Source organism: Streptomyces sp. CC224B (assembly GCF_030010595.1).
Taxonomy (GTDB): domain Bacteria; phylum Actinomycetota; class Actinomycetes; order Streptomycetales; family Streptomycetaceae; genus Streptomyces; species Streptomyces longispororuber.
Window position 1 is genome coordinate 1 of the sequence record NZ_JASCXL010000156.1, and the last position, 19,911, is coordinate 19,911.

Annotated in this window: 16 protein-coding genes and 1 pseudogene; 10 read left to right on the forward strand and 7 right to left on the reverse strand. The window is 76.5% G+C overall.

All coding sequences use genetic code 11. From position 1 onward, the window contains the following. From QK440_RS37615 to QK440_RS37630, 4 genes and pseudogenes are all read right to left on the reverse strand, one after another. Positions 1 to 146, reverse strand: a pseudogene (locus tag QK440_RS37615) (carboxylate--amine ligase); the annotation flags it as partial. Between the two features lie 22 nt (positions 147 to 168). Next, a complete protein-coding gene (locus QK440_RS37620; RefSeq protein WP_282797764.1) occupies positions 169 to 333 on the reverse strand; it encodes a hypothetical protein in 165 nt (54 codons plus the stop codon). A gap of 114 nt (positions 334 to 447) precedes the next feature. After that, positions 448 to 891: a hypothetical protein gene (locus tag QK440_RS37625; RefSeq protein ID WP_282797765.1), complete on the reverse strand. Its 444-nt coding sequence runs from the start codon at positions 889 to 891 to the stop codon at positions 448 to 450. A 53-nt stretch (positions 892 to 944) separates the two neighbouring features. Continuing rightward, positions 945 to 1,610, reverse strand: coding sequence for a hypothetical protein (locus QK440_RS37630; RefSeq protein ID WP_282797766.1), 666 nt, complete (start codon positions 1,608 to 1,610; stop codon positions 945 to 947). Between the two features lie 339 nt (positions 1,611 to 1,949). On the opposite strand from QK440_RS37630, the gene QK440_RS37635 reads away from it, so the two are divergent. Both QK440_RS37635 and QK440_RS37640 read left to right on the forward strand, forming a co-directional pair. Next, entirely contained in the window at positions 1,950 to 2,666 is a 717-nt protein-coding gene (locus QK440_RS37635) for an alpha/beta hydrolase (protein WP_282797767.1), read from the forward strand. Positions 2,667 to 2,786: 120 nt separating this feature from the next. Continuing rightward, on the forward strand, positions 2,787 to 3,761 hold the full coding sequence (locus QK440_RS37640; RefSeq protein ID WP_282797768.1) for an AraC family transcriptional regulator: 975 nt from the start codon (positions 2,787 to 2,789) through the stop codon (positions 3,759 to 3,761). Between the two features lie 31 nt (positions 3,762 to 3,792). On the opposite strand, the gene QK440_RS37645 is transcribed toward QK440_RS37640, so the two are convergent. Continuing rightward, positions 3,793 to 4,773: an alpha/beta hydrolase gene (locus tag QK440_RS37645; protein ID WP_282797769.1), complete on the reverse strand. Its 981-nt coding sequence runs from the start codon at positions 4,771 to 4,773 to the stop codon at positions 3,793 to 3,795. Between the two features lie 327 nt (positions 4,774 to 5,100). Here QK440_RS37645 and QK440_RS37650 point away from each other — a divergent pair, with 327 nt between their 5' ends. Further along, positions 5,101 to 6,060, forward strand: coding sequence for a helix-turn-helix domain-containing protein (locus tag QK440_RS37650; RefSeq protein WP_282797770.1), 960 nt, complete (start codon positions 5,101 to 5,103; stop codon positions 6,058 to 6,060). Here the strand turns inward: QK440_RS37650 and QK440_RS37655 are convergent. Then, a complete protein-coding gene (locus QK440_RS37655; RefSeq protein ID WP_282797771.1) occupies positions 6,003 to 6,980 on the reverse strand; it encodes a helix-turn-helix domain-containing protein in 978 nt (325 codons plus the stop codon). The two genes, QK440_RS37650 and QK440_RS37655, sit on opposite strands and share 58 nt — an antisense overlap. Positions 6,981 to 7,249: 269 nt before the next feature. Here QK440_RS37655 and QK440_RS37660 point away from each other — a divergent pair, with 269 nt between their 5' ends. Next, complete coding sequence (locus QK440_RS37660; protein ID WP_282797779.1) at positions 7,250 to 10,000, forward strand: LuxR family transcriptional regulator; 2,751 nt, start codon at positions 7,250 to 7,252, stop codon at positions 9,998 to 10,000. Between the two features lie 5 nt (positions 10,001 to 10,005). Here the strand turns inward: QK440_RS37660 and QK440_RS37665 are convergent, their stop codons facing one another. Beyond that, the gene (locus QK440_RS37665) at positions 10,006 to 13,422 is read right to left on the reverse strand and encodes a LuxR family transcriptional regulator (RefSeq protein WP_282797772.1); all 3,417 of its coding nucleotides are present in this window, start codon (positions 13,420 to 13,422) and stop codon (positions 10,006 to 10,008) included. Positions 13,423 to 14,003: 581 nt separating this feature from the next. Here QK440_RS37665 and QK440_RS37670 point away from each other — a divergent pair. The 6 genes from QK440_RS37670 to QK440_RS37695 all read left to right on the forward strand — a co-directional run bounded on the left by QK440_RS37670 (position 14,004) and on the right by QK440_RS37695 (position 19,748). Beyond that, positions 14,004 to 14,972: an alpha/beta hydrolase gene (locus QK440_RS37670; RefSeq protein ID WP_282797773.1), complete on the forward strand. Its 969-nt coding sequence runs from the start codon at positions 14,004 to 14,006 to the stop codon at positions 14,970 to 14,972. A 128-nt stretch (positions 14,973 to 15,100) separates the two neighbouring features. After that, the gene (locus QK440_RS37675; protein ID WP_282797774.1) at positions 15,101 to 15,811 is read left to right on the forward strand and encodes a GPR1/FUN34/YaaH family transporter; all 711 of its coding nucleotides are present in this window, start codon (positions 15,101 to 15,103) and stop codon (positions 15,809 to 15,811) included. An 80-nt stretch (positions 15,812 to 15,891) separates the two neighbouring features. Continuing rightward, positions 15,892 to 17,790, forward strand: coding sequence for an amidohydrolase (locus tag QK440_RS37680; protein ID WP_282797775.1), 1,899 nt, complete (start codon positions 15,892 to 15,894; stop codon positions 17,788 to 17,790). A 146-nt stretch (positions 17,791 to 17,936) separates the two neighbouring features. Beyond that, entirely contained in the window at positions 17,937 to 18,605 is a 669-nt protein-coding gene (locus QK440_RS37685; RefSeq protein ID WP_282797776.1) for a hydrolase, read from the forward strand. A 10-nt stretch (positions 18,606 to 18,615) separates the two neighbouring features. Then, positions 18,616 to 19,143: a DoxX family protein gene (locus QK440_RS37690; RefSeq protein ID WP_282797777.1), complete on the forward strand. Its 528-nt coding sequence runs from the start codon at positions 18,616 to 18,618 to the stop codon at positions 19,141 to 19,143. After that, positions 19,140 to 19,748, forward strand: a complete 609-nt coding sequence (locus QK440_RS37695; RefSeq protein WP_282797778.1) for a DNA starvation/stationary phase protection protein — start codon at positions 19,140 to 19,142, stop codon at positions 19,746 to 19,748. Before QK440_RS37690 ends, QK440_RS37695 begins: the two co-directional genes overlap by 4 nt. The last annotated feature ends 163 nt before the right edge of the window (positions 19,749 to 19,911 follow it).

Here is a 19,911-nt window from a genome sequence, read left to right on the forward strand (position 1 = left end):
GCCTGGAGGAGCTCGGACTGCACTTCCTTCTCGTCCGCCAGCGGCGCCAGGTCGGCGGCGGCGCGTACCTGGTCGGCGCGGGGCAGGGGCAGCCCGGTAGCCGGGTCGAGCAGCAGGTACTCCTCTTCGACACCGACTGTGATCATGTTCAGTGCGAGCCTTCCGTGGTTACGCGGCGCCGTCGTCCTCGGTGGCTTCCGGCGTGTCCTCGCCCTCCGCCTGCGAAGGCGTGGTCCGGGGCGCGTCGCCGCCCTCGGGCGTCTGCGGCTCCTCGTCCGTCGCGCTGTCCTCCGGTCGCTCGCCCTCGGCCTGCGACGGCGTGTGCTCGGTCATGTCGGTCCTCCGTGTCGGTGGGTCGTCGGTGGGGCGTCGATGTGCCTGGGATCGTCGTTGGGGCGTCGATGTGCCTGCGTGTGTCCGGCTGCCTCGGGGAGGTGTCCGGACGGCTCAGGGGTGTGTCCGCGTAGGCCGAGTGGTGTGTCGGATGCGTCGGCTGCGCCGGGTGCGTGCCGGGCGCCGCGGGCGCGGGGCGCGCAGCCAGGCGGCGATCCAGGCCACCTCCATCGCGGCGTCGAGGAGGTACGTGGGGCGGATGCGTCCGCGGGGCACGTAGGCCAGGTCGACCGCCAGCAGGGTCAGGGCGGTGCCGAGGCCGACGCGGCGGGCGTGTGCGGGGCCGTGGGGTTCGGTGGCGGCCGCGAGCTGGGCGAGGCCCGCGGAGACCAGCAGTCCGCCCGTCGTCCGCTGCAGCCATACGTCCGTCTTCGGCCCGAACACCCAGGTGAAGCTGCGCAGGTGCGCCAGCGGCCACAGTCCGCCCACGACGTTGAAGGCACCGTGGGCGAGCGCGAGCGCCTGCCCGGGCCCGTGCCGCTCCGCCGTCCTGTCCATGCTGCCCCCTTCGTCTGCTCACTCGCGTGCCCCGGCCGGGCCGGCGCGTCCGCTCACTCGGGTGCCCCGGCCGGGCCGGGCCCAAGCGGAGGCAGTGCCACCGTTGTCGTGACCCGGGTGAGGGCGGGCCGGCGCGGCACCGAGCCGAAGCCGAAGCGCACCGGTGGCACGACGGGGGCCATGGGCCCGAGGTCGGTGCCGTCGAGCACGGCCGAGACCGCGCGGACGGGCCGCAGGTCCCGCGCGCCGTACCACTCCGTGCGGCCCCGGCCCGCACTGCCGCGGGTCCGCACTCCGGGCATCAGGGCACGGGCCGGCCAGTAGGTCAGGGTGCTCCACGCCGGCCGGCGGGCGAGTGCGGCGGGCACGGCGCGCAGCGCGCGGCCCAGCGGTCCTCGTCCACCGGTGGTGAAGCGCAGTTCCAGCGGCTCCGTCATGACGGTCCAGGTGTCACCGGCGACGTCCACCTCGACGGGGACGACGTCGACGGCATCGAAGGTGTAGGTGTCGCTGACGAAGTCCGCCGTCTCCCGCGTGGGGGCCAGCAGCCGTCGTACTCCGCCGGCGTCTTCCAGCATCACATCACTGAACGGGCCGAACGGCGACCGCTGCCAGTGGCCGAGCACGATCCGCGTCCCCGACGCCGTACCGGTGCCCGCGATCCAGCCGTCGAAGCGCAGCCGCGGACGCCGTCCGGCGCGGTGGGGGCCTGTGGTCATCCGGACCTCCTCGTGTGGTCGGTGGTGTGTGTACGGGCGACGTCACGGCACGTCCCCCCGGCCGCGGCCGCACACGCTACGCGCACCCGCAGCCGGTCACCGGCACGTCAGGGCGTTTCGGGCCGGGCGGCCTCGCGGACACCTGATCGGCCGCGGGCCCCACCCGCCGGGCCAGGTCCACCCCCCGGCCGCCGAGCAGCGGGGACTTCCGTGCACCACGGGGCCAGAGCCGGTGCGCTCGGGGGCAACTTCCGCCGTCCGCGCGGCTCTAGCGTGGCGATCAGTCGAGGCCGCCGGACCACCGGCCGGCCCGCGCCGACAGCTAGGAGAACCCCCGTCATGAGCGCCACCCCCACCGTCCTTCTCGTCCACGGCGCCTTCGCGGACGCCGGCAGCTGGTCCGGAGTCGTCGCGGAGCTGCGGCGCGACGGCATCCCCGTGGTGGCGCCGCCGAACCCGCTGCGCGGCCTGGCGGCCGACGCCGCCTACATCGCGTCGGCGGCCGCCCAGATCGACGGGCCGGTCGTCCTGGTCGGCCACTCCTACGGCGGTGCGCTGATCTCCGTGGCCGGCACCGCGGAGAACGTCGTCGGCCTCGTGTACGTCGCCGCCTACCTGCCCGAGGAGGGCGAGAGCCTCGGCGAGCTCCAGGGCCGCTTCCCGCTGTCCGCCCTGGTCAGCAACCTCAAGGAGGCGACGTACCCGGTCGAGGGCAAAGAGCCCGCGGTCGAGGTGACCATCGCCGCCGAGGCGTTCCCCGGCATCTTCGCCGCCGACGTCCCGGCCGAGGTCACCGAGGTGCTGGCGGTGTCGCAGCGCCCGCTGGCGGCGGGCGCGTTCACGGAGGCGGCCGCGGCCGCCGCGTGGCGGACCAAGCCGTCCTGGGTGCTGGTGGCCGGCGCGGACCGGGCCATCAACCCCGACGTGCAGCGCTTCGGCGCCGAGCGCGCCGGGGCGAAGACCGTCGAGGTCGAGGGCGCCTCGCACGCGGTGGCGCTGTCCCGGCCCGACGAGGTCGCCGCGGTGATCCGTGAAGCGGTGCGGGCCACGGCCTGACCAGGAAGCACACTCCGTCCCCTCGCCGCCCCCGCGGGGCGCTCCTGTGACCGACGCCTCGTCATGCTCATGCACAGATGAGGCACAATGTGCGACCACAGAGTGACATGAGGGGGCGGAGTGCTGCTGGTCGACCTGGACGACGTGGCGCCGGGAGAACGGGTGGAGGCGTTCCACCACGCCCTGACCAACGAGTCGGTCCCCAACCACGTCGTCCACGAGGAGCCCGCCACGGGCATCCGCGCCCGGATGGAGGCGTGGCAGATCGGCGACGTGCCGATGTTCGCCACCCGCAACACGGGCTTCACGGTGCGGCACGTGCGGCAGCAGCGGAGCAACCCCGTGGTCTCCGTGTCGCTCCAGCCCCGCGGGCTGCACCGGGGCGAGGTCGCGGGGCAGCGGCTGACATACGGGCCCGACGACATCTGCGTCTTCCACGAGTTGACGCCCCGCGCCTACGGCTGGTCCGGCGACGGCTCCTCCCAGGCCCTGCTCCTCGACGTGGACCGCCTCGGCGTGCCGCTGGAGACCGTGGTCAGGGCCTCCCTCCGGCTCCGCGCCAGTCCGCTGCACGACCTGGTGCTGAACCACCTGCGCGGGCTGTGGCGCGACCCGGGCCGGCTGGCGGCCGACCCCGGCGCGGCCGCGCTGGCCGGCGCCACCACCGACCTCGTCCGGGCGCTGCTGCTCTCCGCCGCCCACGGCGAGACGGCGCCGGCCGCCCGTCCCGCCCTCGACGAGACGCTGCTCACGCGGGTCCTCGCGTACGCGCGCCGCCACCTCGCCGACCGCGACCTGACGCCGGAGCGGATCGCCGCGGAGCACGCCGTGTCCGTCCGCCGGCTCTACCTCGTGCTCAGCGACGCGGGCATCAGCCTGGAGCAGTGGCTCATCTCCGAACGGCTCAAGAGGGCGCGGCGGATGCTGGCCTCGCCCCGTCACGACGGCCTCACCGTCGCCGCGGTCGCGGCCCGCTGCGGATTCACGAGCCCCAGCCACTTCAGCCGCCGCTTCCGGGCCGCCTACGGGGCGACGCCGCAGGAGTGGCGGCGGCACGAACGCGCCTCCGGCACGGGCGGCGGCGCCCACGGGTGACGCCGCCCGCCCGTGCGCCATGGGCCGGGGGTCAGCCGTCCTGTTCCCGCAGGGCGATGTGCAGCGTGTCCGTGATCTGCATCCGGGCCGCTCTGGCGGGGGGCGTGCCGCGCAGCGGGTCAAGGAGTACGAAACCGTGGATCGTGCCGTGGTAGCGGACCGACACCACGGGCACCCCCGCCTCCCGCAGCCGCGTGGCGTACGCCTCGCCCTCGTCGCGGAGCACGTCGGCCTCGGCGGTGAGGACGAGCGCGGGCGGCATGTCCCGCAGCCGGCCCCGGGGCGCCCGCAGGGGTGAGACCGTGCCCCGCCGCCGGTCGCCGGGGTCGGGGGCGTAGCGCTGCCAGTAGCCGCGCATGGCCTCGCTGCCGAGGAAGTAGCCCTCCGCGAACCGCCGGTAGGAGCCGGTGTCCATCGCCCCGTCGGTCACCGGGCAGACCAGCACCTGCTGGACCAGGCGGGGCTCGCCGTGCCGCCGCGCCTGGAGGGTCAGGGCGGCGTGGTGGGCGCCCGCGCCGACGCCGACGACCGCGATCCGGCGGCCGTCGAGGCCGGCCTCCCGCCCGCCGTCCGCGATCCAGCGCAGCACGGTGTGCGCCCGCTCGACGGCCGCGGGGTGGCGCCCGTCCTCCGGGCGGTCGTACTCGGGGACGACCACCACGGCGTCCGCGCCGAGGACCAGGTCGCGTACCAGGCTCAGATGGGGGCACACCTCGTTCGGCATGGAGCCGAGGCCGTGCAGATAGAGGATCACCGGCAGCGGCCCCTCGCTGCCCGCGGGCCGCAGCAGCCGTACGCGGATCCGGGTGCTGCCCCCGCCGCGCACGGCCAGCCACTCCTCCTCGACGTCCGGGTCGTCGCCGTCGCCGCCCCAGAGGTCGGTCATACGGGACCTGAACTCCACCGCCTCGGCGCCCTCGCACGTCGTGGGGCAGCGGTACCGGCGCACGAAGGCACGCGCCTGCGGCTCGAGGACAGGCGCCGGTTCGTGGGCCTGTACGTCGTCTTGCACACGGACTCCTGCAGAGAGGGGGATCGCCACGGGCCGCACGTCACAGGCGCCCGGCGGCCGGGCGGCGGAGCCCGCACCCGCACCGGCTCGTCCCGACAGCAGAGCCACCCTACGGACCCCGGCGGGCCACGGGAACGGCGGCCGCGGAACCACACATGCCGCTGCGTGCACACTTCGCCCCCGCCTACCCGCCCGGCGGAAGAGCAGTCAGATGACCTAACGGCCGGCGCCCGGGCCCGCGCAGGCTGGACGCGAGAGCCGTGGAGAGGCCGCCGACTCCTCTCCTGCGCACCGTGCCGGTCCCGTCGGCGCTGAGGAGGAGCCCGCATGCGCGCAGCTTCCGAGACGGCCGCGTCCAGTGACGACCGCGCCACCCTGCTGCGGGACACCCTCTCCGGCTGGCTCGCGCCGGTGGTGGTCAGCGCCCGCGGCGACGGCCCGCTCAGCGGGTCCGCGCACCTGCGCCGGTTCGGCTACCTCCGGCTCATCACCCAGGAGGCCGGTCCGCTCCGGCTGACGCGCAACGCCCGGATGCTCGCGCGGCGGTCCGGCGACGCCGTCGCGCTCGTGCTGCCGCGCGCGGGCACCGCGCGCCTGACGCAGGACGGCCGCGCCGCGTCCCTGGCGCCCGGGGAGCTGGCGCTGCTCGACCTGCGCGCGGCCTTCACGTACGAACAGGCCGAAGGCGCCCGCGTGTTGATCTACCGCGTGCCGGCGCACGCCCTCAACGTCCCGCAGACGGCGGTGCGCTCCGTCACGGGGCGCGCCGTGCCCGCCGCCGAGGGCGTGGCCGCGCTGCTCGCCCCGCTGCTGCTGAGCCTGGACGAGCCCGCGGCCCCGATCCCGGACGCGGCGGGCGACGGCCTCGGCGGGGTCGTCACGGAGTTCGTCGCCGCGCTGGTGCACGAGCTCACCGAGAACGACGCGTCCCGTGGCGCGGGACGCGACGAACTGCTGCGCGCCGTCCGCGCGTACATCGAGCGGAACCTGCACGACCCCGGCCTGGCGCCGGAGCGCATCGCGGCGGAGCACCGCATCTCGGTGCGCTACCTCCACCGGCTCTTCGAGGCGGAGGGCGTCACGGTGAGCCGGCTGATCCAGCAGTCGCGGGTGGAGCGGTGCGCGCGGGAGCTGGAGCGGCGCGAGCGCGTGGGCCGGTCCATCGCGGCGGTGGCGCTGCGCTGGGGGTTCCGCAGCCCGGCGCACTTCAGCCGGGCGTTCAAGGCGGTCTACGGCCACTCGCCGCGGCAGTGGCGCGCACGCCAGTCCGAGGGCGACATCCCGTAGGCCGTACGGAAGCTGCGGCTGAAGTGCGCCGCGCCGGCGAAGCCCCAGCGGCTCGCCACCGCGGCGACACCGGACGCGCCGCCCCGGGGCCGGGCGAGCTCCCGGCGCGCCTCCTCCAGGCGGCGGTGCTGGATCCACCGGGCCATCGTGCTGCCGTGGTCGGCGAAGAGCTTGTGCAGATAGCGGATCGAGATGTGGTGCGCGGCGGCGACGCCCGCGGGCGCCAGGTCCCGCTCACCCAGGTGGTCGTTGATGTGGGCCAGGAGTCGGTGCCGCAGGGCGCGGCGCTCCGTGCCGGGCCCCGGCGGCCGCGGGCCCTCGGGCTCCGCCGCCGGCAGCGCCGCGAGCGCGGTGACGGTGCCCGCCAGGTGCAGGGCGGTCCCCGGCGCGTAGGGGGCGTCGGCCGCGGCGAGGGCGACCGCCAGCGGGGCGAGCACGGCGGCGAGGGGGCCGCCGGGGCGCGGGTGCCCGCGGGTCAGGGCGCGCAGCCGGGCGTCGGTGAGGGCCAACGCCTCGCGCGGGACACGCACCAGGCAGAGGGTGAAGGGTCCGGGCTCGCGCAGGGTCAGGGGCTCGGCCGGGTCGTGCGCGAACAGGCTGCCCTCGGGGCAGGGGACGTCCGCCCCGTGCCGCAGGAGGCGCCCGTCCCCGGCGGTGTGCAGGACCAGCAGCAGGTCGGCGCGGGCGCCGTCGTCGGCGGGACCGAGGGTGAGGGAGCACGCCGCGCCGCGGACGGTGCTCACCCTCAGGAAGCCCAGCGCCCGGGTGGTGGCCTGCCCGGTGAAGCCGGTGAGAGAGGCGGCCGCGACCGGGGCGGGCCGGAACGCCTCGGCGAGCGCGTCACCCGCCCCGGACGGCCGGGGGGAGTCCGCGCCGCCGGGTCTCGCGGTGACGGTCGGTGCGACGGACGTCGGGCTCATGCGGCTCCCCCGGTGTGTGCGTGCGGGGCCCCGGCCGCCGAAGCCCGCCGCGGTCCCTGTCGGAACGGGGGCGGTGTGCTGCGTGTGCGCCCCTTCACCCCTCCAGCCTGCAGTTTTACCGGCGTGAGCGGCGACTGCCCCAGGGTTTTCTGCACGCAGGAGCAACACCGCTGCACTCTGGGACAACGCCGCGTGTGGCGGATACTGGACCGGCGCCGCCGGGGAGGCTCCGACGGCCGGGAAGGGCGGGAGAGGCGGCGGTGGCGGCGATGGCGGAGGCGGCCGGGTGTGCGGACGCGGAGGGCCTGGTCGGCCGGCGGCGCGAGCGCGCGCTGCTCGAGCGGGCCCTCGACGACGCGCGGTCCGGGGCCGGGGGCTCGGTGGCGGTGCTGCGCGGCGAGGCGGGCATCGGGAAGACCGCGCTGCTCGACTGGGCGGCGGGCGGCGCGGCCCGGGCCGGGTACGCCGTCGTGCGGGCCGCGGGCGCCGAGGCCGAGGTCGCCGTCGCCTTCGGGGCGCTGCGCCAGGTCCTGCGCCCGCTCCTGGAGAGCGCCCGGGACGCGCTGCCGCCGTACCAGCGGGAGGCCCTGGAGAGCGCGCTCGGGCTGCGGGACGCGATCCCGCCGGGTGGCTTCGCGGTGGGCGCGGCGGCACTCGCCCTGCTCACGGCCGCCGCCCGGCGGCGGCCGCTGCTCGTCGTGGTGGACGACCTGCACTGGGTGGACTCCTCCAGCGCCGCGGTCTTCGCCTTCCTGCACCGGCGGATCGGCGACCTGCCCGCGGTCCTGGTGGTGGCGACCCGGGCGGAGGGCTCGGCGCCGGAGGGCTGGCAGGTCCACCCGGTGGACGTGGAGCCCCTGTCGGACACGGACGCCGACGCGGTGCTGCGCCGCTGGCACCCGGACCTGACCGCCGTGGTCGCCGAGCGGGTGCGCCGCGAGGCCGCGGGCAACCCTCTGGCGCTGACCGAACTCCCGCGCCAGCTCCGGGCGGAGCACCGCAGCGGCGTCGTCCCGCTCCCGGAGCGGCTGCCGTGGGGGCGGCGGCTCGATCGGCTGTTCGCGTCCCGGCTGCGGGCGCTGTCGCCCGAGGCGCTGCGGGCGCTGCTGCCCGCGGCCCTGGGCGGCGACGGGGACGGCGGCACCTGGTGGTCGTCCGTGAGCGGCCACCACGGCGACCGGGCCGAGCGGCTCCTCGACGACGTGGAGGCGAGCGGCCTGGCCCGCCTCGACCACACGGGCAGGCTCGTCTTCCGGCACCCGCTGGTGCGCAGCGCGGTGATCGCGCTCGCCCCGGAGCCGGACCGGCGCGCCGCCCACCGGATGCTGGCGGCCCGGCTGCCCGAGGACGAGCCGCGCGGCCTGCTGCACGAGGCGGCCGCGGTGCGCGGGCCCGACGAGGAGCTGGCCGCGCGGTTGCAGGAGGCCGGGACGCGGATCGCGCTGCGCGGCGGTGACGCGGAGGCGGCGCTGCTGCTCGACCGGGCGGCTGGCCTGAGCCCCGGCCCGGACGACCGGACGCGGCGCCTGGCGTGGGCGGCGGTGATGTCGGCGCGCGGCGGGCGCCTGGCGTACGCGGCGCGGCTGGTGGAGGAGCTCAGGACGCGGTCGCTGCCCGATGACGTCGCGCCGGTGTTCGCGTACGCGGTCGTGTACGTCGACCAGAGCCACCACGTCGACTTCGCCTCGTCGTTCACGCTGCTGCCGGAGGCCCTGGCCGCGCTGACCGCGCCCGGCGCCCCGGACGCCCCCGGCCGCGGAGACCTGGTGGAGCAGGTGTTCTTCAAGCTGCTGCTCGCCTCGTCGTACACGGGCGACGCCCGGGGGTGGCGGGCGCTGGCCCGGCACCTCGGCGACGTCTCCCCCGCCGCCCGGCTGTGCCACCGCGTGTGGGCCGATCCCCCGCGCACCGCGCACGGCGCCGGGCGCGAGCTGCGGGCCGCCGCCGAGAGCGCGGCGGGCGACGGCGCCGGCCACGCCTGGCTGCTGCTGTGGGCCGCCCTGGGCGTCGACGGCACCGACGCCGGGCCGGGCCTGCTCCTCGGCGGGCAGCACGCGTACGCCACGCAGGGTTCCGTGGCGAAGGTCCGGTGCCGCCAGGACTTCCTGCTGGGGCGCTGGGACGCGGCCGACGACTGGCTGCGCGAGGCGGACAGCGCGGAGGAACTCGGCTACCACTGCAACGCGTTGCTCTTCCGCCACTACTACGCCCATGTGCTCGCGGGCCGCGGCGACGGGCCGGGCTTCGACGAGCTGCGGGCGCGCGTCGAGCCCGCCGCCCGCGCCGCCGGGATGCGGTTCGTCACCGACCACCTCGGCCGCCTGCGGGCCCTGGTCGACCTGGCGCACGGGCGCGACGAGGAGGCGTACGAGCGGCTGCGCGCGCTGCTGCCCCCGGGGCGGCTGCCGAGCGGGCTCTCCTGGTTCCACCTGCCGTTCTTCGACCTGGTGCAGGCCGCGGTGCGCGCCGGGCACCGGGCGCAGGCCCGCGCGCACGTGGCCGCGGGGCGGGCCGCGCGGATGGACGAGATCTCCGACCACCACGCGTTCCTGCTGGCCGCGGCCGCCGCGCTGGCGGCCGGCGAGGACGAGCAGGACGAGGCGTTCGCGGCGGCGTACGCCCTGGCGGGGACCGGGCCGTGGGTCTTCGCGCTGGCGCGGCTGCGCCTTGAGCACGGCGCCCGGCTGCGGCTGCGGGGCCGCCGCGCCGAGGCCGAGGACGTGCTGCACATGGCGCGGCACGCCTTCCGTGAGCTGGGCGCCGGTCCCTGGGCCGACCAGTGCTGCCGGGAGCTGCGGGCCGCGGGCCTCTCGGCGGAGGTGCCGGCGGCCCGCGTCGGCCTGCTCACGGCGCAGGAGCTGCGGGTCGCCCGGCTGGTCGCCGCCGGGCTGACGAACAAGCAGATCGGCGCCGAGCTCAACCTGTCGCCGCGCTCCGTCGCCTCCCACCTGTACAAGATCTTCCCCAAGCTGGGCATCGCCTCGCGGGCGGCGCTGGGCCGGGCGCTGGCGGAGACCTGACCCTGTCAGCCCCTGGCGTCCGGTTCCCGCCGTCCCCGCGTCTCGGCCAGGGCCCGGGCGATCCCGGCGCGGGTGCGGATGCCGAGCTTGGGGAAGACGCGGTACAGGTGCGCGCCGACGGTACGCGGCGAGAGCCGCAGCCGCTCGCCGATCTCGCGGTTGCTGAGTCCCTGCGCGGCCAGGTCGGCGATCCTCGACTCCTGTACGGACAGCAGCGGGTGGCCCCGCACCGCCCCCGCCTCCGGTACGCCCGCGCCCGCCGCGCCGAGTTCGCACGCGGCCTGCCCGGCCCAGGGCTCGGCCCGCAGGCCGGTGAACACGTCGTGGGCCGCGCGCAGGTGGGCCACGGCCTCGGTGCGGCGGGAGCGGCGGCGCAGCCGGGCCCCGTGGGCGAGGCGCAGCCGGGCGAGCTCGAAGGGCCACTGCCGGGCGCCGGGCACCGCGTACGCGGCCTCGTAGGGGCCCTCGTCGGCGTCGTCGGCCAGGAGCGCCCCGGCGGCGGCCACGAGGAAGGCGTGGTGGGGCGAGACCCGCGCGAGCCCAAAGGCGTGGACCGCGCAGAGGTGGTCGCGTGCCTCGTCCAGGTGCCCGGTGTCCGCCGCGCCCTGGGCGATGTCGAGGAGCGACAGGTGGGACCAGGGGGTGCGGCGCGCCAGGGCGGCGGGCGTGACCGACGTCCGGACGTGCTGCCAGGCCTCGCCGGGGGCGCGGTGGGCGAGCGCGCACAGCGCCTTCAGCCCGCGCAGCCGGTCGCCGACCGCGCGCAGGCGCCGTTCCTCGGCCCACGGCTCCAGGACGCGCAGGCACTCCTGGAGCCCGGCGCGGTCGCCCCGTCCCGCGAGGACCTGGGCGGTGTGCATCAGGAACATCATCTCGTGGAACGCGTAGCCGCGGGCGGCGGCGGTCCCGGCGCCGCGGCGCGCGTCGCCGAGGACCGTGTCCCAGTCCCCGCGCAGGAAGCCGTCCTGCGCACCGGCGAGTTCGGCCAGGGTCCGGGTGGCGTACGAGTGCCGGGGAGCGGCGCGGTGCCACAGGGCGGCGTGGTCGCCGACGGTGTCGACGGCCGTCGCGGCCCAGACCAGGGCCCGGAACGTGGCGGGGTCGTGGGCCTCGGGCAGCGCCGTGACGGCCCTCGACACGCGCCGGGGGAGGTCGGCGGGGTCGTCCGGCGTCGCGGTCCACGCCGCGCGGCACAGGGCGGTCGGGGCGGTGGCGTCCGGGGCGTGCCGGTCCACGGCCTGCCAGGCCCGCTCGTCCCCGGCGTGCGCGGCGACGACGAGCAGCACGAACAGGATGGGCTCGAGGAGCGTGGCGCACTCTTCCTCACGGCCGGGCGCGCGCAGCAGGTCCAGGGCCTCGGGGAGCAGGTGGAGCGCGGGCTCCGGGGTCCCCTCGCGCTGGAAGCGGATGTAGGCGACGACCAGGGCGTACAGCGCGGCGGGCTCCGGCCGCGCCGCGCCGGCGGTGTGCTCGGCCTGGTCCAGGAGGTGGGCCGCGAAGCGCAGGCGTCCGCCCCTGGCCGCCAGGCCCGCCGCCCGGACGAGGCGCGAGGCCCGGGCAGGGCCGTCGGTGGTGAGGCCCGCGGCCCGTGCCATCAGGGTCGCCGCACCGGCCTCGTCGGCCGCCTCCGTCAGCAGGTCCGCCTGCTCGTGCAGGCGCCTCGCGAGGGGGTCGTCGAAGCCGATGGTGGCGGCCGCCAGGTGCAGGGCCCGCCGGGTGTCGTGCGGGGGCAGCGCGTCCGCGAGGAGCCGGTGGGCGGCGCGGCGCTCCGCCGCCGTCGCCAGGTGCACCACTCCGGCGCGGACCAGGGGGTGCCGGAACAGCAGCCGCCGCGACTCCGGGTCCAGGCGGGCGAGCCCGGAGCGCTCCACGTCCTGCGCGCGCACGCCCCAGGGCGCGGAACCGCTCCGGCGGGTGAGCCCGGCGAGGGTGTCCTCGTCCGCCGCGTCCGGGCCCCCGAGGGCGGCGAGCAGCAGCGCCTGGCGGGCGGCGTCCGGCAGGGCGCGGACACGGTCCTCGTACAGGCCGCCGAGCCGTGGCCCGAGCTGCGGTACGGCGAGCGGCCCGGTGCTCTCCGGGTCGGCGAAGTCACCGGCCCGCCGCAGCGCGCGGGGCAGCTCCCGCAGGGCGAGCGGGTTCCCTGCGGCCAGGCGCAGCACCCGCCGCCGTGCGGGGGCGTCGAGGTCCGGGTGCAGCGCGTCCAGCAGGTGCCCGGCCACGTCGTCGGGCAACGGCTCCAGGTCGAGAACGTACTCGGCCGGGCTTGCGGCGGGGGCGTGTTCGTGGCGGGTGGCCGCGAGGACGACGGCTGGGAGCGGGGTGGGGGTGGGGGGTGCCTTGGGTGAGGTGGGGGTGGTGGGTGTCTCGGGTTTGGTGGGGGCGGTGGGCTCGGTGGGTGCTGAGGCTTCGGTGGGTGCCCGGGGTTTGGTGGGGCCGGTGGGCTCGGTGAGTGCTGAGGCTGCGGTGGGTGCACCGGGTGTGGTGGGTGCCCCGGGTGTGGTGGGACCGGCGGGCTCGGTGAGTGCCGCGGGTGTGATGGGTGCGGTGGGCTCGGTGGGTGCAGTGGGCTGGTTGGGTGGGGTGAGTGGCGCGCGTGCGGTGGGCTGGGTGGGCGCCGCAGGTTGCGCGGGCGCCACAGGTGCCTCGAGCACCGCAGGTGTGCCGGGCACCACAGGTGCCTCGAGCACCGCAGATGTGCCGGGCCCGCTGAACGCCGCAGGCACCATGGCCAGGTGGCGCCGTACGGCCGTGAACACGAAGGCGCTTTCCGGGTCGGCCCATTGCAGGTCGTCCAGGAGCAGCACCAGCGGGCGCGCGGCGGCGGCGCGGGCGAGGAGCCCGAGCGTCGCGGGAGCGGCATCGGCCGGTGCGGGCGGGGTGCCGTCCCGCAGACCCAACGCCCGCTCCAGCAGCTCCCGTTCGGGGCCCGGCACGGCCCGCAGGTCGTCGAGCAGGGGCCACAGCAACTGGTGGAGGGCCGCGAAGGGACACGCGGCCTCGGCGACGACACCCGCCATGCGCAGCACCCGCAGCCCGGCACGCTCGGCGCACCGGGCGGCCCGGTCGAGCAGCGCGGTCTTCCCGAGCCCCGGGTCGCCCCGCAGCAGCACGGCCGCACCCGCGTCACGGATGCCGGTCAGTGCCACGCACAGCAGGGCCTCTTCGCCCGCACGGCCGAGCAGGACGCCCGCGCGCCCCGCCCCCTGACCGGGCAAGACGTCCGCACACTCCACCTCCCGGCTGAGCAGGACGCCCGCGCGCCCCGCCCCCTGGCCGGGCGAGGTGTCCGCGCGCCCCGCCTCCTGGCCAGGCGAGGTGTCCGCGCACCCCGGCTCACGGCCGGGCAGCACATACGCGGCCCCCGGCGCACGCCCGGGCTCGACGCCTGCGGCCTCCGCGGGACGGCCGGGCTGACCACCCACCTCCCCCGGGCGGCCGGGCACGACGTCCGGGGACCCCGCCGCGTGCCCGGGGAAGACGCCCGCGGCCCCTGCCGCGCGCCCCGGCAGGACATCCGCACGCTCCGCCGCGCGCTCGGGCGGCCGGTCGCCCGGCGGCTCCCCCCCCCCCCCCCCGGGGGCGCCCACGGCCCCGCTGTCCCCGTCCACGCCCCTCCGCCTCCCGCCCCTCCGTCATGGTGTGCCGCCATCTCGGCCAGCGCACAGTAGCCCAGACCTGCCCGCGTCACGGAACGCGTGCCCGGGTGACGTCGTGCAGGTCACAGGCCGGACCGGTGGGCCGCGCGCCCGCAGTGCACAGGCGGACCGGCGCCCGTGCGCCCACAGCCGGATCGGCGACCGCGCACCCGTAGGCCACAGGCAGACCCACGGCCGCGCACCCACAGGCACAGGCAGGTGCGCCGCCGTGCACCCCCGTGCAAGAGCTGTGCACTCAGCGGCGCCTACCGGTCCGCTCCCCCGCATAGCGTGCCGCCTGTCCTGCCGCGAACAGGGCTCCGCCGCACAGGCGTTCCGCATCCCCCTCCCAGACGAACGGGCCGAACATGACCGACCAGACCCCCGCTGTCCCCCTCCTCGAACCCGCCGCCGCGGCGTTCGCCCAGGCCACCGCCGAGCCGCCGTACCTCTTCCAGATCCCGCCCGCCGAGGGCCGCAAGGCGGTCGACGACGTGCAGAGCGGCCCGGTCGACAAGCTGCCCGTGGACGAGGAGTGGGTCACGGTCACCGGCGGGCCGACCGGGTCCGTGCGGGCCCGGATCGTCAGGCCCGAGGGGGCCGCGGGGCCGCTGCCGGTCATCGTCTACATCCACGGCGCGGGCTGGGTGTTCGGCAACGCCCACACCCACGACCGGCTCGTGCGCGAACTGGCCGTCGGCGCCGGGGCCGCGGTCGTCTTCCCCGAGTACGACCTGTCGCCCGAGCACCGCTACCCGGTCGCCCTGGAACAGGCCTGGACCGTCGCCCGCTGGGTCGTCACCGACGGCGCCGCGAAGGGGCTCGACACCACCCGGATCGCGGTGGCGGGCGACTCGGTCGGCGGCAACATGAGCGCGGCGCTCACCCTGCTCGCCAAGGAGCGCGGCGGCCTCCCGCTGCTCCAGCAGGTGCTGTTCTACCCGGTCACGGACGCCTCCTTCGACACCGCCTCGTACCACCAGTTCGCCGAGGGGTACTTCCTGCGCCGCGACGGCATGCGGTGGTTCTGGGACCAGTACACGACCGACGAGGCGGAGCGCGCGCGGATCACCGCGTCACCGCTGCGCGCCACGCCCGAGCAGCTCACCGGCCTGCCGCCCGCCCTCGTGGTCACCGCCGAGGCCGACGTGCTGCGGGACGAGGGCGAGGCGTACGCGAACAAGCTGCGCCAGGCCGGGGTGCCGGTCGCCGCGGTCCGCTACCAGGGGATCATCCACGACTTCGTGATGCTCGACGCGCTGCGCGAGACGCATGCCGCGCGGTCGGCCCTCGACCTGGCCACGACCACGCTGCGCCGGGCCTTCGCCCGGGCCTGAGCCGCGGCCGCCGCTTCCCGGGACCGCGCCGTCCCGCACACGGACGGCGCCGCTCCCCTTCCGCTCGGGGCGGGCGCCGCTCCCGGTGCCGCCACAGAGCCGAGCCACACCCCGCTGGAGACACACCCATGACCGCGAGCGGACCCTCCCCCGCCGCGCCGCCCGAGGGGCGGCACTTCGAACCGGACCTGCGCCGGATGACCCGCATCAACCTGCGGCCGATCGCCTCGCCGATGCCGCTCGGCTTCTACGCCGTGGCCATCGCCTCGGTCCTCGTCGGCTGCCTCCAGCTCGGCGCCTTCCCGGACGGTGCCGCCCGGGCGGTCGCGCTGGCGATCCTACCCGCCTTCGTACTGCAACTCCTGGTCGGGATCCTGGCGTTCGGCGCCCGTGACGTGCTCGCGGCCACCCTGATGACCTGCTTCTCCGGCATGTGGCTGGCCAGTTCACTCGTCCTCGCCCTGGAGCCGCCCGGGGGCGCCCGGGTGCTCGGCGTGCTGAACGCGATGTTCTCCCTGTTCGCCCTGCTCATGGCGAGCGTCGCCGGGCGCAAGCGGGCGCTGTGGCTGGTGCTGTGCGCGGCGGTCCCCCGGTTCGCGGTGGCCGCGCTGGCCAACCTCACCGGCGTGGACTGGGTGGCCACCCTCTCCGGCGCGCTGGGGCTGCTGCTCGCCCTGACCGCGATGTACACGGCCTTCGCGCTGATGCTGGAGGACATGCGGGGCCAGGAGGTGCTGCCCATCGGGCGCAGCGGCCCCGCGCACCACGCGGTCGAGGGCGGCCTGACCGTGCAGTTGCGCGACGTCGAGCGCCAGGCGGGCGTACGCCGCACGCTGTGACCCGCGCGCCCCGCACCGCCTCCGTCACCCGAACCTCCCGCCCGCCCCTCCCCTTCCCTCACCGAAAGCGACGGCACCTCATGACCACCATGCCGGTCGGCGGCCTCACACCGCCCGCCGCTCCACCGCCGGACGGCCCGGCGGACCTCGTCCTGCGCAACGCGAAGATCCACACCGGCGATCCGGGCCGGCCCGCCGCCGCCGCGCTCGCGGTCCGCGACGGTGACATCGTCGCCGTCGGCGACGACCGCGACGTGGCCGCGCTCCTCGGGCCCGGCACCCGCGTCCTCGACGCCCTCGGGCGCCGCGTCGTCCCCGGCCTCAACGACTCCCACCTGCACGTCATCCGGGGCGGGCTCAACTACGTCCTGGAGCTGCGCTGGGACGGCGTACGCTCGCTGCGCCAGGCCCTGGCGATGCTGCGGGAGCAGGCGGGGCGCACCCCCGAGGGGCAGTGGATCCGCGTCGTCGGCGGCTGGAGCGCCGACCAGTTCGCCGAGCGCCGGCTGCCGACGCCCGCCGAGCTGACCGAGGCGGCGCCCGACACCCCCGTGTTCGTGCTCCACCTCTACCAGTCCGCGATCCTCAACCGGGCCGCCGTCCGCGCGGCCGGCTTCACCCGGGACACGCCCGACCCGCGCGGCGGCCAGATCGTCCGCGACCGCGAAGGGCACCCCAACGGCGTGCTGCTCGCCGCGCCGAGCGCGCTCATCCTGTACTCGACGCTGGCGAAGGCGCCGGCGCTCGACGAGGCCGGCAGGAAGACCTCGACCCGCCACTTCCTGCGCGAGCTCAACCGGTTCGGCCTCACCTCCGCCGTGGACGCGGCGGGCGGCTTCCAGAACTTCCCCGACAACTACGCCACGGTCGTGGAGCTGGCGCGCGCCGGACAGCTCAGCCTGCGCATCGCCTACCACCTGTTCCCGCAGACCGCGGGCCAGGAACTCGCCGACCTGCGCCGGTGGATCGACACCGTGCGGCCCGAGGACGGCGACGCCTGGCTGCGTTTGAACGGGGCCGGTGAGAACCTCACCTGGGCGGCGGCCGACTTCGAGAACTTCTCCGAGCCGCGGCCCGAACTCGGGCCCTACGAGGCGGAGTTCGAGCAGGCGGTGCGGCTGCTCATGGAGAACGGCTGGGGCTTTCGGCTGCACGCGACGTACGACGAGACGATCCGCCGCGACCTCGCCGTCTTCGAGAAGCTGGCGGCCGACGGGCTCTTCCCGGCCGGGAACCGCTGGCTGTTCGACCACGCCGAGACCGTCTCACCGGCCAGCCTGGAGCGGATCGCCGCCCTCGGCGGCAGCCTGAGCGTGCAGAACCGCATGTCCTTCCAGGGCGCGGCGTTCACCGAGCGCTACGGCGCCGACGCCGCCGCCCGCACCCCTCCGCTGCGCGAGATGCTCACCTCGGGCATCCCGGTGGCCGCGGGCACGGACGCCACCCGCGTGTCGTCGTACAACCCGTGGGTGGCCCTGCACTGGCTGGTGACCGGGCGCACGGTCGGCGACCTGGGCCTGTACCCGCCTCAGCGGCGCGTGCCGCGCGAGACGGCCCTGGAGATGTACACGCGCGGCGGGGCCCGCATCACCGGCGAGGAGGACGTCAAGGGCGTCCTCAAGGAAGGCTGCTACGCCGACTTCGCCGTCCTGTCGCACGACTACTTCGCCGTGCCCGACGACGACATCGCGCACATCGAGTCCCTGCTCACCGTCGTGGGCGGCCGCGTGGTGTACGCCGCGGGCGAGTACGAGGGCGTCGACGAGGCGATCGAGCCCGTCAGCCCCTCCTGGAGCCCCGTGGCGCGCTTCGGCGGCTACCAGGCCTCCCCGCCGCCGTCGGCGGCCGGCGCGCGCCAGGCCGACCGGGTCGCCGAGGCCGTCGCCGAGGCCGAGCGGCACCGGCGGTGGCGCGTCGACCGCGGTGCCGCGCCCGGCCGCCCCGGACCCGAGGTCTTCGACCCCTGCTACGTGCTCTGACCGGCGCCCGCCGCGCTCTCCGACGACTCCCTTCTTCCCTTCGTCCCTTCTTCCCTTCTTCCCTCCGACACCACCCTCACCATCCCCCTCGCTACACACATCAACATCAGCATCCGCAACACGCCTACGAACATGAGGTACTGACCATGACCGAGTTCTCCCTCGACGCCGTCGCCGCCGCCCCGAGCCCCGATCTGCTGACGCCCGACAACGCGATGATGCTGTTCGTCGACCACCAGCCGCAGATGTTCTTCGGCGCCGCCGGCGCCGACCGGGCCGGGGTCATCAACGCCACCGTCGGTCTGGCCAAGGCCGCGCGGGTCTTCGACGTGCCGGTGGTGCTGTCCACCGTCGCGGCCGAGTCGTTCTCCGGCCCGATCCTGCCGCAGCTGCGCGAGGTCTTCCCCGGGCACGAGGTGGTCGACCGCACCTCGATGAACGCCTGGGAGGACACCGCCCTGGTGGAGGCCGTGAAGGCGACCGGACGCCGCAAGATCGTCCTGTCCGGCCTGTGGACCGAGGTCTGCCTCGTCCTGCCCGCGCTGTCCGCCCTCAGCCAGGGCTACGAGGTGTACGTCGTCGCCGACGCCTCCGCCGGGGTCACCCCCGCCGCCCACGAGCACGCCATGCAGCGCATGACGGCCGCGGGCGCGGTGCCCGTGACCTGGCTCCAGGTGCTCCTGGAGCTCCAGCGCGACTGGGCCCGCACCGAGACGTACGTGGCGACCACCGACGTGGTCAAGGAGCACGGCGGCGCCTACGGCCTGGGCGTCTTCTACGCGCAGTCCATGATCAACCCGCACGCGGCCGGCTGACGGCTCGTCCATGGACTTCGGACTGCTCGTCCTGCGTCTCCTGGCGGGGCTGCTCATCGCCGGACACGGCGTACAGAAGATCAGCTTCCGCCTCGGTGGCGAGGGACTCGCGGGCGGGGCCGAGGAGTTCCGGCACGACGGCTTCCGCGGCGGGCGGCTCACCGCCCTCGCCGCGGGGGCCGGCCAGATCGGCTCCGGCCTGCTGCTCGCCGGCGGCGCGCTCACCCCGCTGGCCGCGGCCGGGGCGGTCGGCGTGATGACGGTCGCGCTGACCGTCAAGTGGCCGCACGGCCTGTGGGTGCAGAAGGACGGCTACGAGTACCCGCTCTTCCTCGTCGTCGTCGCCTCCGCGCTCGCCCTGACCGGCCCCGGCCGCTACTCCGCCGACCAGTTGCTCGGCCTGTTGCCGTGGCCCGCCTGGGCGGCGGGCGCCGCGGTGGCCGTCGGCGTGGGCAGCGGTATCGCGGTGCGCGTCCTGCTGCACCGGCCCGCCCCCTCCACCACCACTGACACCACTGACCTCAGGAGTTCCGCATGACCTCATCGGCCGGCACGACGGCACCCGCCGCGGCCCAGCCGCTGCTGCACCAGAAGGGCCGGGAGGTGCAGCGCTTCCGCACCGTCAAGCAGGTGCCGCTCGGCCTGTCCCACGACACGCGGATGTACGCCTGCCAGGTGCTCAACCAGATCCTGGCGGACACGCAGATGCTGTACGCCCTCTACAAGAAGCACCACTGGCTCATGCGGGGCGCCACGTTCCACCAGTTGCATCTGCTGCTCGACCAGCACGCCGAGGCCCAGCTCGCCCTGGTCGACGCGCTGGCCGAGCGCGTGCAGAGCCTCGGCGGCGTGGCCGTGGGCGACCCCCGGCACGCCGCGGAGATCACCTCCGTGCCCCGGCCGCCGGACGGCACCGAGGAGGTGCCCGCGATGCTGTCCCGGCTGCTCGAAGCGCACGAGACCATCCTGGTCGAGGCGCGTGCGGCCGCGCGGCGCCTCGCGGACCTCGGTGACGACGGCAGCAGCGACCTCGTCGTCTCCGAGGTGGTCCGCGGCGGCGAGGCCCAGGCCTGGTTCCTCGCCGAGCACCTGGTGGACACCCCGCTGACGCGCCTGGCCCCCGGCCCGGAGGCCGTCGCGTAGCGCCCCGCGCCCGCCCGCCCGCCGCCGTGCCGCGGCGGCGGGCCGCGGCCCCCCCCCCCGCCCCCCGCAGGAAGGCAACACCAAGTGAAAGACCCCCCCCCACCCCCCCCCCGCCCCTGACCACGCGCCGGGGGGGCGGGCCACCCCCCCCCGCCCCGGCCCC

Excerpts from the sequence above, each read along its gene's own strand:
- QK440_RS37690 (WP_282797777.1), top strand. The coding sequence starts at position 18,616 with ATGGACTTCGGACTGCTCGTCCTGCGTCTCCTGGCGGGGCTGCTCATC.
- QK440_RS37660 (WP_282797779.1), top strand. The coding sequence starts at position 7,250 with ATGGCGGAGGCGGCCGGGTGTGCGGACGCGGAGGGCCTGGTCGGCCGG.
- QK440_RS37670 (WP_282797773.1), top strand. The coding sequence starts at position 14,004 with ATGACCGACCAGACCCCCGCTGTCCCCCTCCTCGAACCCGCCGCCGCG.
- QK440_RS37655 (WP_282797771.1), bottom strand. The coding sequence starts at position 6,980 with ATGAGCCCGACGTCCGTCGCACCGACCGTCACCGCGAGACCCGGCGGC.
- QK440_RS37675 (WP_282797774.1), top strand. The coding sequence starts at position 15,101 with ATGACCGCGAGCGGACCCTCCCCCGCCGCGCCGCCCGAGGGGCGGCAC.
- QK440_RS37625 (WP_282797765.1), bottom strand. The coding sequence starts at position 891 with ATGGACAGGACGGCGGAGCGGCACGGGCCCGGGCAGGCGCTCGCGCTC.
- QK440_RS37620 (WP_282797764.1), bottom strand. The coding sequence starts at position 333 with ATGACCGAGCACACGCCGTCGCAGGCCGAGGGCGAGCGACCGGAGGAC.
- QK440_RS37695 (WP_282797778.1), top strand. The coding sequence starts at position 19,140 with ATGACCTCATCGGCCGGCACGACGGCACCCGCCGCGGCCCAGCCGCTG.
- QK440_RS37650 (WP_282797770.1), top strand. The coding sequence starts at position 5,101 with ATGCGCGCAGCTTCCGAGACGGCCGCGTCCAGTGACGACCGCGCCACC.
- QK440_RS37635 (WP_282797767.1), top strand. The coding sequence starts at position 1,950 with ATGAGCGCCACCCCCACCGTCCTTCTCGTCCACGGCGCCTTCGCGGAC.
- QK440_RS37685 (WP_282797776.1), top strand. The coding sequence starts at position 17,937 with ATGACCGAGTTCTCCCTCGACGCCGTCGCCGCCGCCCCGAGCCCCGAT.
- QK440_RS37680 (WP_282797775.1), top strand. The coding sequence starts at position 15,892 with ATGACCACCATGCCGGTCGGCGGCCTCACACCGCCCGCCGCTCCACCG.
- QK440_RS37630 (WP_282797766.1), bottom strand. The coding sequence starts at position 1,610 with ATGACCACAGGCCCCCACCGCGCCGGACGGCGTCCGCGGCTGCGCTTC.